The organism is Mesoplasma syrphidae (genome assembly GCF_002843565.1).
GTDB classification, from domain to species: domain Bacteria; phylum Bacillota_I; class Bacilli_A; order Mycoplasmatales; family Mycoplasmataceae; genus Tullyiplasma; species Tullyiplasma syrphidae.
Window position 1 is genome coordinate 832,837 of sequence record NZ_CP025257.1, and the last position, 15,995, is coordinate 848,831.

Below are 15,995 nucleotides of genomic sequence, written 5' to 3' on the forward strand. Positions count from 1 at the left end.
TTAATTGCATAAATATTTATTTTTATTAGTGTTACAAAATATTTTTCAATCGTAGTTATAATTAAAATGAAATGGGAGATCGAAAAATATGAAGGCTAAAAATATATTTTTTTTGTCAGGATTGAGTGAATCTGGAAAATCACTTGCTGGTGAATGAGCGACAAGTATGGGAATATTTAGGTTGAAAATAATTTACTTTGAAAAAATAATTGCTAACATTAAGGGATTGTCAATGAATAACAAAACTGAAACTGAGAATGTTATTAAAATTTTATACTCTGATGAGCAAAAAATGTTTAAGGAATTTCGAGATCATATTTATGAGTTTATGGTGGCAAATAAGTGTTCTGCAATTTCATTAGAGTCCTTGTATAGAGCAAAGCTGGCTGATTCTTTTAAAAAAGATTCAAGATTTAATACTGAAGTTATTTATATTGAGGCTGATATTCAGAAAAGAATCGAGAGAGAATATCTAAAACAAAAAGATGCAAATAAAACAGCTAACATCAAACAAATTGAAAAAGAGACAACAGAAAAGGATTTGTTCAAAATTTCAAATGGCGTCTTGGATGTTAAAAAAATTGCAACAAAAATTATTAATAACGACAATTCGATGGAAGAATTTAAAGCTGAAATAGTTAAAATATTTGATTCCAATAAAAATAGCAAAGCGTAGCAAAAAAATGATTAAAGTGAATCCATTTTATGTTCACTTATATACTTAAATTGAAATAAATTAAATACACAAAAAAGTCTTTTCAAGTTCGAAAAGACTTTTTTAGTAAAACATATTGATATAAAAACTGAATACTTAAATTACAAATTTAATATATAATGAAATTTTAATTTGCTTCAACAATAACATTAGTTACCTTTGCTTTTGAAACACGATTATTCAAAATTTTAGTAAAGCCTAATGATAATCCAGCAATAATAACAATAATAAATATTGCTGCAATTAGTAATCATACTGCTCCGTGAATAGGAACCCCTTTAATTGCTTCTTTTTCATGAATTTCTAAAAAGAAATATGGATATGAGGTAAATCTTGGTCATCCACCAGCTCTACGAATTTCCCCTCTTATTAAACTGACAATTAAGTAAGCAATCGGATATATGTAAAGTTTTCATAAATATTTTTTGGCAAATTCTTTAACAGGTATAACTCCATCTGGTTTCAATTCAAATAATGTGTAGCAAATCATTACTAATGGTGCAATTAAGTGCAGAGACAATTGTCTAAATCAATCCAACCCATCTTTTGGAACATGAATTGGTAACAGCATTGTATTGTAAATTAACATTGTAACTGAGATATATGTTGCAATTGCAATTGAATAAGTCGGTGAAATTAATTTAATTTTTCCTACTTTGCTATTAAATAACGCTAGGACGAAAAATCAAACTGCAATCATTATATTAGTTTGAATTGTAAAAAAGGAAAAATAATTAACTATAAATCCTGCTCGATCATAATACATAGTTTTTCCATCACCTAAGAAATATCCTCAAGTTTTAACATCTGTTCCATCATCAGCTTTGTAAGTCAATGTATCAATAGTGATTAATTTATGAATAAAATCTTGAAAAATAATTACAGTAATAATTATAAACATTGTCATACAAAGAAGCGATCTTCAATTTAAATAAGTTGTTTTATCAATTTTAAGTTTCATTTTATTTCTCCTTTCTTACAATGATATATCAATCAAATAAAAAAATGGGCTCGCTATTAATTTTTATTAAAAATTTTTAGCAGCTCCTTCAATTATTGGTAAATACTCTTTAACAATTGATTCTGCTGAAACTTTATAATTCTTAGGCAAATCTAAGCTACCAATAAAAATTGGTTCAGCGACAGTTGCTCCCATAAACTCTCAGACTCCTTTTAATCAAATAGTATGGTCGGCTCAAGAGTTAGAAGTTAGTTCCCCTCCTCTAGTTGCCAAAATTTGCACTTTCAAATGATTTAATAACCCGCGAGGATTTCCATTTGGAAGAGGATTTTGGTATGAAAAAGTCAAATTTGGAACTGCTATATGGTCAACATAATTAACCAGTTGTCCTGTTGATTTAAAGTTGTGCATTGGCGCGGCAATAACAACTTTATCAACTGACTTTAATTGCTGAATATATTTTACCGAATTTTCATGATTATAAAATTCTTCAAGATTATTTGAACTTAATGACATAATTGCCATTGATTCCTGATTCAAATCTAAATAAATAATCTCGTCACTAATATTTGCATTTTTATAGGCTTTTAAAAACTGCTTCATCATTTCTAATGAACGTGAATCTGTTTGATTAATCGTTCCTGATATTGCTAATACTTTGCTCATAACTTATTTTCCTTATTCTATTAAATAGTCAAAAATAATGTACTTATCAATTTGATGAATATCAAAATAACATTTATTGTTGACTTTATAAATTTTGATAACTATTTTTTAAGTAAACCACAGAAGTTTACTTAATGATTTTACTTTAAATGTTCAAAAATATGTGCGCTTTGCTTTTTTTTATAAACTTAGCTTTTTAAAAATAATGAGTTAAAATAAAGATGTATAAGAAAGGTTTTATAAAAATGCATATAGACAAACAAGCAAAAATTGCTAAGACTGTATTAATAGCTGGAGACCCAAAAAGAACCAAGTGAGCAGCTGAAAAGTTGTTAACTAATCCAATTTTAGTATCTGATGTTCGCGCAGCTTCTGTTTACACAGGAACATACAAAGGGCACGAAGTTTCATTTGCAACTTCAGGAATGGGACAGCCTTCAATTGCAATTTATGCAACTGAATTATTTGTTGATCATGATGTTCAAAAAATTGTTCGTGTAGGAACAACTGGAACTTATAAGGATGACATTGATATTGGAACTGTTGTAGAAGCATATAAAGTCGTTAGCCAAAATAGTATTTTTGAGCCTAATAAAAATGGATGACAAGCAATTGAACCTAAATTCACTTTGGGAATTGGTCGTCCGGTTTTAAGTCATTGTTCGGATTTGTTTTATAATGACAACGAGTTAGGAAGAAATGACTTAGATGTTGTTGATATGGAAAGTTATGCGCTTTTATATTTGGGAAACAAGTTTAATCGTCACGCTCATGTTATTTTGACAGTTTCTGATAATTTGAATGATTCTTCAAAGATTATGACTGCTCTTCAAAGAGAACAAGCAACACTGGAAATGTATCAAATGGTGCTGAACAAATTATTTGAATAATAAACAATAACTCTTTCAGTTTTTAACAAAAAAAGAAAGCCCAAAGTGGCTTTCTTTTTTTAAAATTATTTTGCTTTTTATTAGCAATTTATAAAATATCCTTATATATTCACTAATTGAATTCAGTTTTGATAAATAGGTACTCTATTATTTTATTAAGTTTTATAATTATAAAATTATGCAAAAATATTATAGCCTTGAATATCTATCGTTCGTTCTTATATGCAAAATAAAAAGCACACTACTTTTTAAAAAAACTATTTTTCATAATTATATTTGGTATCAAATTCTACAAAACTGATTTTGCCCATTTTGCCATTTTTGTATCTTGGTTGTACTCCAATATAAATTTTTTGATTATCTGATTCATCAATTTCTCTAACATAATATTTATTTTGTGAAGTCTGCCCTACTCTGTATCAACTATCTTTATCAGTTGAATAATAAATGTGATAATAGTCAACTAAACTTTTATTTTGATCATTTCATGAAAACCTAATGTTGATATTATTTTTGTTTTTTCTTTTGACAATGTAATCATTTTGAATTTTACTAATTGCATCCTTGATAGGTAGATCGAATTTACCTACCTGATTTTTTTCTAGTGTGAAACCACCTACATTAAAAATAAATTGTTTTTCAGCATCAGAATCATCTTGACCAGGATTTATTTGAACTCCAATTTTGGCAATTCTTTCTTCCTTACCAATATTATTCAACTCTGACAAGTCAGATGATATTTTATACCATCCATCTTTTTGGTACTCTACATTAGTTTTCAGAACTTCTGGTCTTGCGTCCACTTCTTGTTCAGATAGTTTTGAAGTAAAGGCGGTTATTTTTGTATTCTTAGCTATTTCAGAAATTTTTTCATTAGAAGACTTCTCATTTGAGTCTTCAAGTGTTGACTTGACATAAAAGCTCGCCGTGTAGCTATTTTTTTGGAGATTTGTTCCCATTATATTTCAGTAATACGAGTTATTTTTTCATATTCCTGGTTTGACTGTACCTTCTTTATCAAAGTCATATCCCATACCAATTGCCAATGAATTACCTTTTTGATAAGCATCATAGTAATCATAGTAGCCTGTAAGTTGACCATAAGGCGTTATTTTACTTACATTTTTTTTACCATCTGCAGTTTCTATTTCAACAGTGCTGTCATTTTGCTTTTCAGATCAAAAGTCTCATTGATAAGTTGGAGCGACATCCGCCATTCTTGAATTAGTTCATGGATATATTTGATTATTAATAATATTCTTGTTTTGATCTCTATTCAAATACTGAATTCCTGAGCCTGTTGAAAAGTATGTTTCAATAGTGGGATCATTTTCAATTTCATTTGCCACATTTTTATCTAGAGTGCTATAGTCATTAGATAAAACCGAATCTGCCACAACAGTTTTTTCTCAAAAAGAATTTCCTATTCCATAGCTCTTAGTCTTTTGACCATTTTCTTTTAGCATAAAATTTTCTTGAACTGATTCATTTCAATCATTCCTTTTATCAAAATCCTTATAGCTTAATCTTGGATCAGATTGATAAATTGCTGAGATATTTTGCTGATTTTGAGAAATTAGCTTATCGTAGCCTCTTGCTGAATTATCTAAGTAACCATTGGTACCAAAAAATTGATAATTTGAATATAAGTTTGATACTTCTTGTTGCATTAAAAGAACCTTATATTTGTCAACATAGTTACCTGTCTCTTTTTGCTTTCTATTAAATCAATTTTTAAAGTCTTTTGCGTATTCGTTGGCGCCTCCTGAACCAAATATTGAAAATGAATTATTTGCGGTACTTGAAAAGTCAAACGCGTTTTCCGACTGTTTTTTTTCAAAAATTAAATTTCTCACATCGTAATTACCTACACCTGGTATATTTGTACTTTCATTTAGTAGTGAGTAAATTGTTTTTCTCTTTGAGTTATCTCCTTTTCAAATATTTTCCAAATATTTATCATAATTTGAAACATTATTATCATAAGTAAAATCTAATTGCATTTCGCTGGCATACTTTGCTGCCTCAATAGTTTTTTTAGAATTTGGAGTATTATTAATGGGGTCATAAGTTAGCGAACCGTCATTTGTGTAGTGTACAATATGGAGTTTCTTACCAATTTTTGGCTCCAATTCGTCTGCTCTTTTGCTAAATTCCTTCATTATTTCATTAATTTCTGAGTTTTTAATAACATAACCGTCGCCTTGAGAGCCGTTTGCTTCATTATTTATCATTCAGCCATCAAAATTATATTTTAGACATTGATCTATTAAGATGTCTACTATTTTAAATTCTCCATTAGAGTTTTTTTCCAGCAATTTTCTTAATGATTCTCTTGTCAAATCTTCTCATCCCGACATATATCATAACCCCAAAACTGGCACACCATTTTTGTGCATGTAATCCGTATAATCTGCAAAAGAAGTTGTTAATCATCCCTTATTTGTTATTGCAGGTCATGTATACATTTCGTGAATATAACTTAAGTTAGTTAAATTTCCTCCAAAAGGATTTTTGGTTCCAACAATTGAACTTGAAGAATTAGAGGGGTCATGAAACATATTAAAGAAAGTTTCTTTTTGCTGACCATTTACGCTGTTTTTTGCAACATAATTTCTACCTCTTAAATCTGTAGAAGCAATGTTATAGTCCAAATCCATATCTTTTCCATTATTTCACTCTTGTATTGAATTTATATGCAAGTATTTTCTGGACTTACTGGATAATCCGTAGTCTGATCACATATTTCCATTTGGTCTATAGGACTTTATAACTGGCGAACCGGTTGTCGCCTGTTTTTTTATAAAGTTGGCTCCTTTATATGACGTAGAGTACTTATCATAGTCAAAGATCTTGTCAACTGGTCCTTGAGCAGAGTCAACTTCTTTTAAGTCAAGGTATTTTGTGCCATCATTATATTCATTGTATTTTCAATTAAAGCCATCACCGTCATCAACTTGCTCTGATTCCCAATTAAAATCATTTAAACTCTCTAAATATTTTCTTGTTGAAAATTCCCCGATGTTGCAAGAAACCACATTTAAAACTGTTCCCGTCGCAATGCTTAATGCTGATAGGCCTACTATTAACTTTTTCACTTTTTTTCTCCTTTTAATTTAAAATCTAAGCTTAGTAAAAATATACATAGTGTTCAGCAAATAGAACAAATTAGCGATATGGGCAATATTAAATTTGCCTTATTTGTTAAAAAAGTAAACGGTATCTCAAGATTTGAACTCACAATGGTTTCTAAAATATTATATTGAATTAAAGTTGTGTTTGTAAAAAGTGAAATGAGCAACCATTGGAAAGATTTGGTAGGAATTAAATATCCTACTGTATTATAAATCATTTGTGCAGTTCTATTTGTAATTAGATTTGTATCAAATATAGTATCGCTTAGCCCCAAAAATAGAATAATTAGTGTCAGGTTCAAAGCTTGAATAACCACTATCGATTTAATCTTAAATGAGACTATAGTTGACATGCAAAACATTAAAAACATATACATTAAAAAAGTAAAGAAAATAAATAATACTGCTACAAAAAAAGTTAAGTATTGTTTCACTTTATCATTTGACTTATAAAAATTTGACATGTTAAAAAAGGTATTCGTAAAGTTCCTTATTAATAAAAAGTTGTCGATAAAAACCAGAAATGAGAAACAAAAAATAACTGCTAGAAATGTTAATAGCAAAATAGATACAAAAATTGACAAATATATTTTCGTTTTTCCTATTGAAAATATCTTGGACTGCTTCATGAGTACGCTTTCTTTTCAATTGGTTATTGTAGAGGAAAATGCAAAAATTGAAAAGGTAAAGGGAATTATAAATAAACAATACATTTGTCCCGAAATTTCAGAATAATCTTTATTACCAAAGGATGTTTTTATTAAGTAAATTGCTACAGTTATGAAAGTTGGTAGTACAATCGAAAATAAATAATTTCTTATAGACTTGAATGTAGAATTCAACGTAAACATCAAAACTGATTTAAATGGTATACCTGTTTGCTTGAACATAAAGTTTCTCCGATTCTATTTTCATTTAAAAGTTTTTATCGATAATAAAAATAGCACTAATATTGTTAAAATACTTATAATTATTAGGGCAGCTAAATTATTTAAAAATATAACAGTTTCTGTCATTCCCTCATCATAAATTATTTGCTGAATGCCACCATTATAATCTGCAAAAGTAAACGAGGAAGTCACTAAAGAAATTCAAGCGGGATATTTAGTTAATGAAAGATATCCAGCATATGTCAAAATGGGAGATCTTGCCGAAATAAATGAAGGTATTACGATATCAGATGTTAATATTAAAATGATTATGATAATTAAAGGTGTTGAAAATCTTAGATTTTTATTTTTTCATAAATCACCAATGCATGTGCTTAATAAGAAAGTTGTAGTCGTAATTAAAATTGTAACAAACGCAAATCAAATTCAATTTCAAAAGAAAAGATCGGTTACATAATAAAATTTAACTCTTATAAACATTAAAGAAACTAAATAAGTAGCAAAAATTGTGAATATTTCTCCAATAAAAGCAAAAAGTACTGCACATAGAATAAAAGAAAAAATGATGCTTCATTTTTTTATTCCAAGAAATCTAATTCTTTTGATCAGTGATGAATCTTTTCACTCAGATAAAAAAATAGCGAAATACGTTGTTGAAATAAATGAAGGTATTAAAAATATGTTGACCATTTGAGGTGGAAGCAATTCATAAGAATTTGAAAAAGTTGAATACCCAATAAAGCAGGCAACTGAAAAAATTGTAGAAGAAAATATAACGAAAACTCATGCTCTTTCGTTTTTTAAGGATGACAATAATGAGGCTTTGACTATTTTTCCAAGATTGGCTGCTTTTTTTGTATCAAAAAAAGCCAATTTAGTATTTTTCATTTACTGTAACTTTCCTTCAAAAAATAACTCTAAAAAAGATCTTACAGAACTGTATTCTTTTTTAATTTCTTTAATTTTTTTGTCCATGTAAATTTTTCCTTTATCCAAAACTATAATTCTATTGCAAATTTGCTCTATTTCTTCAGGTATGTGCGAAATTATAATGAGAGTTATTTTTTCTTTTTTTCTTAGATTATCGAAAAAATTAATTAGTTTAATCTGCATTTTTAAATCCAAGCCTGTTATCAATTCATCAAGTATTAAAACACTAGGTTTTTTGATAATAGAAAGCATAGAGTTAAATCTTTGCTGCTCACCACCTGAACAATCTGATAACCTCTTGACTATAATCTCCTTGACCTCAAAAATTTCAATAAGTTTGTTAACATATTCATCCTTTTTTCATTTTTTACCGATAAATAGATTTAAGAAATCTGTTCCTTTTGTATTAAATGGTCAGTTACCACTTTGAAATTGCACTCCTATTTTTTCTTGAATATTTTTTTCGATTTTGTTGTCCTTGTCATAAAATAAAATTTTTCCTTCAGTAGGTTCTGTTACCCCAGAAATTATTTCAACTAGTGTCGTTTTACCAGCCCCATTGGCTCCTAAAACTCCTACTGCCTCTCCATCCTTTATAATTAATGACAAATTATCCAAAATTATGTTTTCGTTATATTTTTTTGTAAGATTTTTAATTTCTATCATTTTAACTCATTTCATCCATTGCAAACATTAGCAGATTTCATGTTTTATCAACAAAATTTCTCATTGTATTATTAAAATCTATTCACGGATTGAATGGTAACCTTTCTCTATTTTTGATATCATTTTTTGTTTGATGCAAGTCCTTGTCAAATTTATTAACGTCCTTCCCATCATCATTTTTTTCAAATTCAATTATATTATTTTGATCATAGCTTATATATGATGTTCTCTTTAAATTATTTTGATCTGTAAAAACAAAAATTCTTAAATCAAAATAAGCATTATATTTATATGCATAATAAAGAGTAGACGCAGGATTTGAACCATTGTAATTAAAAGGAGTTTTTACTCCTTCCAATGGCGGAGCTTTAACTTTATACATTTCAGAATTAGGATCTATATAATTTATATAATTTAAAGCTATTTCGCAATAAATTTTTATGAGATTATTTGCTATATAGCATTGCAAATTTGTTGTATCAGAATTGTATTGGTTTCAATCTCACATTCTAAAATTTATAAAATTCTCAGAATTATGATAATCAACTAAGATTTCTAATGATTTTCTATTATAGTAAGGATCATATATATTTAGAACTTTATTTTCATTGTCATCTTTTTTAACAGCCTTAAATTCTAAATTAATGCTTGTTCCTTGATAGTCTTTTATTGTGTTCTTATTTATTTTTGAAGTCGTTTTAAAAAAAATATTGCTCGTTTTGTTTGAGTTATCAACTTGATAGAATATGTTTTCTTTTCCTGACTCATCAACATCTTTATATATAGAATTCTCAATAATGTTTGTTATTTGAATTAAGTCTTGCTTGTCATCTTTTTTTCTGACATACATTTTGTAACCTTGTTTTTCCAACTCTTCAAAATTTGCTATTTCATATCTTTCAATTTCATTTAACTCAGAAACTGTTGGCTTACCATAGCCAAATGTTTGTAATCCTAAATAAATTGCATCTGTAAGTTTAGATTTATGAGATATAGGTTTCATTTTGTTCATATCAATATCAATTGCTGCTGGTTTTTCTGACAAAATGTCTTTCATGTACCCTTCCATTTGTCATTTGTAACTTCAGTCATATGCAGAAGAAAAAGAGCTTGAGTCATCCAAAAGTTTTTCTCAACTTCTTCTAAACTCTGGTATTAAAGGTATATCTTTAAAATTTAGCAAATTTTCTAAAGCCTGAGTGCTTTTAGGACCCTTTCTTATTGCCAAACTTTTTCTAATTATATCTATGCTTGAATAAATTGGAATAGAAGCTAAACAAAGGAAACCAACTGTAAGACAGCTTATTATACTTTTCTTTTTCATCTTTTGCCTTCCTATTTCAAATTTGCATAGTGATTTTAACTTTTAAGATTTTATCATACAATAATTTCTTAATCCAAAATTTAAATCAAATATTAATTAATCAACCAAAAATTTTGAAAACTATTGACTATTATTGACAATTAATTTATTGATTTTTATTATTTTATATTTACCTTTGAAAGAAAAAAGCACTTTTATATATAGCAAAAAAAATCTAAAATCACATTAGGATTTTAGATTTTATTTAATAATCTTTAAAATAACTGGAGTTTTTGTTTGCTTTTGAGAAATTTCAAAAGTTTGATATGCCATATCAATTCAATTTGGATCAATACCTTTATTAGTAAATAAAGTCATAATAGTATCTCCTTTATTTACGCGGCTACCGCTATCAGCATTCAAATAAATTCCTGCTGCAAAATCAATTTTATCCTTTTTAGTAGCACGGCCAGCTCCTAAACGCATTGATAATAAACCTAGCTGATTAGCATTTGTAAAATTAACATACCCAGAACTCATTGCCTTAATTTCTAAAGAGTTGGCAACAGCAAAATGCTTATCATAATTTTTAATTACACTAAAGTTTCCGTGTTGAGCTTTTACAAATTCTTCAAAAATATGAGCCGCTTCTCCAGTTTGCATTTTTTGGCAAACACTTTGATATGCAATGTCAAAATCATCAAACAATTGAGCTTGTACTAAAGTTATTGCCACAGCAGTAGCCACTAAATGATTAAAATCTTCAGGACCTTTGCCATTTAATGAATCTCATGCTTCTTTAACTTCCAATGCATTTCCAATCGCCTTTCCCAAAGGTTTGTTCATGTCAGTGATCATGATAGCAATCTGACGATTGTGTTGTCTTGCAATTCCAATCATTGCTTGGGCTAAGTTTTCTGCCTCTGTCAGGGTTTTCATAAATGCGCCATTTCCCATTTTAACGTCAAGAATCAAGCTATCATTTTCAATTACAAGTTTCTTGCTCATAATTGACGCTGCAATTAGTGGAATTGAGTCAACTGTTCCCGTAACGTCTCTCAATGCATAAATCTTTTTATCTGCAGGAACTAAGCCTTCATTTTGGCTCATTAGCGACATTCCTACTTTATTAATGACTTTTTTAAATTCATTATCGCTAATTTCTGATTTTCAACCTGGAAAGGATTCCAACTTATCAATAGTTCCTCCCGTTTGGCCCAATCCTCGACCACTTAATTTACATACTTTAATCCCATAACTAGCTACTAATGGTGCGAAGACTAGGGTTGTTTTATCGCCAACGCCTCCAGTAGAATGCTTATCAGCTTTGAAACCTTGAATATCAGAAATATCATAAGTAATTCCTGATTCGACATATGCCTTAGTTAAAGCTGCTGTTTCTTTTTCTGTCATTCCATTAAATCAAATTGCCATTAACATACTAGCCATTTGATAATCAGCTATATCTTCTTTTAAGTAACTTTTAATCAGCCAATCAATTTCTACTTCTGTTAATTGTTGATTCTGTTTCTTTTTTTCAATTAAATCTGCGAATGTCATTTTGCCTCCTATGCCCTTTATTAATATTTTATTCCTAAAATTGCGTTATTTCACAACATCAATTGCTTATTATTTAGATTAAAATAAATGTAAGGGGGTATTAATAATGATTTATTACAAGAATAATCCTGTCTACAAGGAATGAATGGAGAGCAAAAGTCTGGAGCCTCAATTAAAGAGAATGCTTCAGAATGCTTCTGAAGAAGAACTTTTTGCAGCATTTAATTTGGAACTAGAATTTGGAACTGCTGGAATTCGTGGAATCCTTGGAGCTGGTCCTGGACGTTTTAATTTATATACAATTAGAAAGGTTACAATTAGTTATGCAAACTTGCTGATTAAGAAGCATTTCGGACGTTTAAAAGATGGTGTTGTTATTGGCCATGACAATCGTCACAATTCTGCAATTTTTGCACAAGAAGTGGCTAACATTTTAACCAGTTTTGGAATTACTGCTTACTTGTTTGAGGATAACAAAATGAAGCCAACACCAGTTGTTTCTTTTGCCACTAAAGCCTTAAATTGTATTGGAGGAGTTGTAATTACTGCTTCTCATAATCCTGCTGAATATAATGGTTATAAAATTTATGATCAATTCGGATGTCAACTGATGCCTGAAGATACTGACATAATTGCTGCTGAAATGAATAAAATTAGTAACATTATTGATTGAAAATACACACCTGATATAAGACTTTTAAAAACAGTTAATAAAGAAATCACTAATAAGTATTTAAATATGATTTGCAATCTAGAATTTTATCAAAATCATCAGTCTGAAAAAAAGATGTTAAAAATTGTCTTTTCAGCAGTTAATGGAACGGGAACAGAATTTACTCCAGTTATTTTAAAAGAATCTGGTTATGAAGTTATTGAAGTTGCAGAACATGCTTATGAAGATCCTACTTTTGAACATGTAGTGAATCCAAATCCAGAATTTGATCCAGCATGAAAAATTCCATTGCAGTATGGTGCTAAGCACAATGCCGATTTAATTATCCTAAATGATCCTGACGCAGATCGCATTGGAATTGCAGTTAAGCATAATAACAAATTTTATCGCTTAGATGGAAATCAGACTGGTCCTATTTTAATTGATTGAAAACTTAAAAATTTAGTTCGCACTAATCAAATGCCAATAAATCCTGTGCTTTATTCAAGTTTTGTTACTTCTGATTTGGGGGATCGTATAGCTCATGAGACTTATCAGACTGCAATTGTTAAAACCTTAACAGGATTTAAGTGAATGGGAAATGAAATGGCTAAAGAATCTGTCAATGGTTTAAACTTTGTCTTTGCCTATGAAGAGAGTTATGGTTATGTTCTAGATCCTTCCACAAGAGATAAAGATGGAATTCAGGCTTCAATTATGATAGCTGAGGCCTGCTGATTTTATAAAAAACAAGGACAGACTTTGATTGATTATTTAAATGAGTTATTTCTTAAATACGGTTACTACTACACTGAAACAATCAATCTAAATTTTAAACCCGAAGAAAAAGATTCAAAAATTGACCCACTAATGACTTCTTTAAGAACTGACGGCTTAAAGCAACTAAATAATTTAAAAGTTATTAAGACCGAAGACTATCTTGATGGTTTGTATAATATGCCGGGCCAAGATTTAGTTAAATATTATTTTGAAGATGGTTCTTGATTAGCTGTTCGTCCGAGTGGAACTGAACCGAAATTGAAAATCTATTTTGTAACAGTTGGCCAAAATGAAAAAGAAGCTCAAGCTAAGACAAAAACGATGTATGCTGAGTTAAAAAAGAAAATGAATATTTAAGAGGAACATAAAACATGAAATTAAATAAATATATCGATCATACACTACTGAAACCAGAAGCCACCAAATCTCAAATAATCAATTTATGTAATGAAGCGAAAGAATATGACTTTGCAACCGTTTGTGTAAATTCATACTGAACTAAATTTGTAAAGTCACAACTGAGAAATTCAACTGTTGGAATAACTACTGTTATTGGGTTTCCATTGGGAGCTTGTTCAACTGAAACTAAAGTTTTTGAAACTATTCAAGCAATCAAAGATGGAAGCGATGAAATTGATATGGTAATTAATATTGGAGCACTAAAGGATCAAGACTATCAAGCAGTTTTAGCAGATATGAAAGCAGTCAAAAATGCAGCTCAAAATAAAATAGTTAAATGTATTATGGAAAACTGTTTGCTTTCAAAAGAAGAAATTGCGACGGCTTGTAATTTAGCACTGGAGGCAGGTTTGGATTACGTTAAAACTTCAACAGGTTTTAGTAGCCATGGAGCAACTATTGAAGATGTTGCGCTGATGAATGAAATTGTTAAGGACAAAGCACTTGTTAAAGCCGCTGGTGGTGTTCGCAATTATCAAGAGGCAATTGCTATGATTGATGCTGGCGCTAGTCGTTTGGGAACATCTGGTGGTGTTGCAATTGTCAAAGGTAAGGAACATAATCAGGATTATTAAGTAATGTAAATAAAATAAAAAAACTTAAAACTATGCTAAAAGCAAAGTTTTAAGTTTTTTTATTTTTTTTACATTTAAAATAGTTTATCTGGTGTTTCGATTTTTTGACCTTTTTCATCAACCAAATATAAGCGCTCTGTAATAATTTTACATTGCTTACCATCAACAACTACTAGTCCACGATGGACATGAATATGTGTAACTTTATCTTTAATTCTAAAAGACATTGTTCCTATTTTTAGTGCCGATACTAATGGAACAATATTAACCAAAATTCCCATGTCTCCATCAATAGTTTGTACGTTAACAATATCAACTTCTTTATCGTTAATGAAAGTTCCGTTTGGAGTAACAATTTTTAGTTTAATTCCCATAAATTATTCTCCCTATATTATTTTTTATATTTTTCAATAACATCTTCAATTGTTCCAGCATACATAAATAGTACTTCTGGAATTTCATCAACTTCTCCATCCAAAATTGCTTTAAATGATTTTACAGTATCACTAACTTTAACATAAACTCCTGGACGACCTGTAAATTTTTCTCCAACAAAGAATGATTGCGACAAAAATTTACGAATTTTTCGAGCTCTTGAAACAACTAGTTTATCCTCTTCTGATAGCTCATCCATTCCCAAAATTGCAATAATTGATTGTAATTCTTGATATTTTTGCAATATCCCTTGAACACCTAAAGCTACTTGATAGTGCTCTTCTCCTACAATTTCAGGATCTAGCATACGCGATGAAGAAGCCAACGGATCAACTGCTGGATAAATTCCCAAACTAGCAATTGAACGATCCAGCACAATACGGGCATCTAAGTGAGTAAATGTTGTTGCTGGAGCTGGGTCTGTTAAATCGTCAGCTGGAACATAAACTGCTTGAACTGAAGTAATTGAACCCTTCTTAGTAGAAGTAATTCGTTCTTGCAATGAACCCATTTCTGTTGATAAAGTCGGTTGATATCCAACAGCTGATGGCATACGTCCTAAGAGTGCAGATACTTCCGATCCCGCTTGTGTAAATCTAAAAATATTATCAATAAATAATAACACATCCATACTTTTTTCATCTCTAAAATATTCTGCCATAGTTAAACCTGTTAATGCAACACGCATACGTGCTCCAGGTGGTTCATTCATTTGTCCAAATACTAATGAGGTTTTTTCAAGAACACCTGCTTCAATGAACTCGTGATAAAGATCATTACCTTCACGTGTACGCTCACCAACTCCGGCAAATACCGATACTCCGTTATGTGCTTTAGCAATATTGTTAATTAGTTCTTGAATTAGAACAGTTTTACCAACTCCGGCTCCACCAAATAATCCAATTTTTCCTCCTTTAGCAAAGGGAACCATTAAATCTACAACTTTAATTCCCGTCTCTAAAATTTCTGCTGTAGTGACTAATTCATCATATGCTGGCGCATTACGGTGAATTGGCATTGTTTTGCCAGTAAATTCTGGTTTTTCATCAATTGCATTTCCTGTCACATTAAACATTCTTCCTAAAACCGCTTCTCCAACTGGAGCTTGAATTGGAGCTCCAGTATTAATTACTTCCAATCCACGTGTAAGTCCATCAGTTGCATCCATTGCAATTGCTCTTACAATTTCATCACCAATGTGTTGTTCAACTTCCAAAACAATTTTTTTGCCATTTTTTTCGACAACTAATGCATCGTAAATCATTGGCATATTTTCTTCATTAAACTTAACATCTACAACCGGTCCCAAAATTTGAACAATTTTACCGATTGTCATTGCTGTATTGGTAGTTGTTTTTTTAGCCATTTTATTTTCCTCC

General features: G+C 29.7%; 13 protein-coding genes. 4 read left to right on the forward strand and 9 right to left on the reverse strand.

Features of this window, described 5'->3' with window-relative positions:
* Window positions 1-88 precede the first annotated feature (88 nt).
* Window positions 89-676 (forward strand): nucleoside/nucleotide kinase family protein, encoded by a 588-nt coding sequence (locus CXP39_RS03585; RefSeq protein WP_027048231.1) that lies wholly within the window; start codon window positions 89-91, stop codon window positions 674-676.
* Between the two features lie 166 nt (window positions 677-842).
* On the opposite strand, the gene CXP39_RS03590 is transcribed toward CXP39_RS03585, so the two are convergent.
* Both CXP39_RS03590 and CXP39_RS03595 read right to left on the reverse strand, forming a co-directional pair.
* On the reverse strand, window positions 843-1,676 hold the full coding sequence (locus CXP39_RS03590; protein ID WP_027048232.1) for a Pr6Pr family membrane protein: 834 nt from the start codon (window positions 1,674-1,676) through the stop codon (window positions 843-845).
* Window positions 1,677-1,742: 66 nt separating this feature from the next.
* Complete coding sequence (locus tag CXP39_RS03595) at window positions 1,743-2,342, reverse strand: FMN-dependent NADH-azoreductase (protein WP_027048233.1); 600 nt, start codon at window positions 2,340-2,342, stop codon at window positions 1,743-1,745.
* A gap of 245 nt (window positions 2,343-2,587) precedes the next feature.
* Here CXP39_RS03595 and CXP39_RS03600 point away from each other — a divergent pair, with 245 nt between their 5' ends.
* The gene (locus tag CXP39_RS03600; RefSeq protein ID WP_027048234.1) at window positions 2,588-3,232 is read left to right on the forward strand and encodes a phosphorylase family protein; all 645 of its coding nucleotides are present in this window, start codon (window positions 2,588-2,590) and stop codon (window positions 3,230-3,232) included.
* Between the two features lie 257 nt (window positions 3,233-3,489).
* Here the strand turns inward: CXP39_RS03600 and CXP39_RS03605 are convergent, their stop codons facing one another.
* The 5 genes from CXP39_RS03605 to CXP39_RS03630 form a co-directional block, all read right to left on the reverse strand.
* Window positions 3,490-6,330, reverse strand: a complete 2,841-nt coding sequence (locus CXP39_RS03605; RefSeq protein WP_027048235.1) for an endo-beta-N-acetylglucosaminidase — start codon at window positions 6,328-6,330, stop codon at window positions 3,490-3,492.
* A 941-nt stretch (window positions 6,331-7,271) separates the two neighbouring features.
* Window positions 7,272-8,144, reverse strand: a complete 873-nt coding sequence (locus CXP39_RS03615) for a hypothetical protein (protein ID WP_027048237.1) — start codon at window positions 8,142-8,144, stop codon at window positions 7,272-7,274.
* Window positions 8,145-8,852: an ATP-binding cassette domain-containing protein gene (locus CXP39_RS03620; RefSeq protein ID WP_036256370.1), complete on the reverse strand. Its 708-nt coding sequence runs from the start codon at window positions 8,850-8,852 to the stop codon at window positions 8,145-8,147. It abuts the gene before it with no gap.
* Window position 8,853: 1 nt separating this feature from the next.
* Window positions 8,854-10,176 (reverse strand): hypothetical protein, encoded by a 1,323-nt coding sequence (locus CXP39_RS03625; protein WP_027048239.1) that lies wholly within the window; start codon window positions 10,174-10,176, stop codon window positions 8,854-8,856.
* Between the two features lie 240 nt (window positions 10,177-10,416).
* A complete protein-coding gene (locus CXP39_RS03630) occupies window positions 10,417-11,715 on the reverse strand; it encodes a thymidine phosphorylase (RefSeq protein WP_027048240.1) in 1,299 nt (432 codons plus the stop codon).
* 106 nt (window positions 11,716-11,821) lie between these two features.
* On the opposite strand from CXP39_RS03630, the gene CXP39_RS03635 reads away from it, so the two are divergent.
* Both CXP39_RS03635 and deoC read left to right on the forward strand, forming a co-directional pair.
* Window positions 11,822-13,504 (forward strand): phospho-sugar mutase, encoded by a 1,683-nt coding sequence (locus CXP39_RS03635; protein ID WP_027048241.1) that lies wholly within the window; start codon window positions 11,822-11,824, stop codon window positions 13,502-13,504.
* A gap of 14 nt (window positions 13,505-13,518) precedes the next feature.
* Window positions 13,519-14,181 carry a deoxyribose-phosphate aldolase gene (gene deoC / locus CXP39_RS03640; RefSeq protein ID WP_027048242.1) on the forward strand — a complete coding sequence of 221 codons (663 nt, stop codon included), beginning with the start codon at window positions 13,519-13,521 and terminating at the stop codon, window positions 14,179-14,181.
* Window positions 14,182-14,255: 74 nt separating this feature from the next.
* Here the strand turns inward: deoC and CXP39_RS03645 are convergent, their stop codons facing one another.
* Together CXP39_RS03645 and atpD are read right to left on the reverse strand one after the other, a co-directional pair.
* Window positions 14,256-14,555 carry a FoF1 ATP synthase subunit delta/epsilon gene (locus tag CXP39_RS03645; protein ID WP_027048243.1) on the reverse strand — a complete coding sequence of 100 codons (300 nt, stop codon included), beginning with the start codon at window positions 14,553-14,555 and terminating at the stop codon, window positions 14,256-14,258.
* A gap of 17 nt (window positions 14,556-14,572) precedes the next feature.
* Window positions 14,573-15,982 carry a F0F1 ATP synthase subunit beta gene (gene atpD, locus CXP39_RS03650; protein WP_027048244.1) on the reverse strand — a complete coding sequence of 470 codons (1,410 nt, stop codon included), beginning with the start codon at window positions 15,980-15,982 and terminating at the stop codon, window positions 14,573-14,575.
* Between the last annotated feature and the right edge of the window lie 13 nt (window positions 15,983-15,995).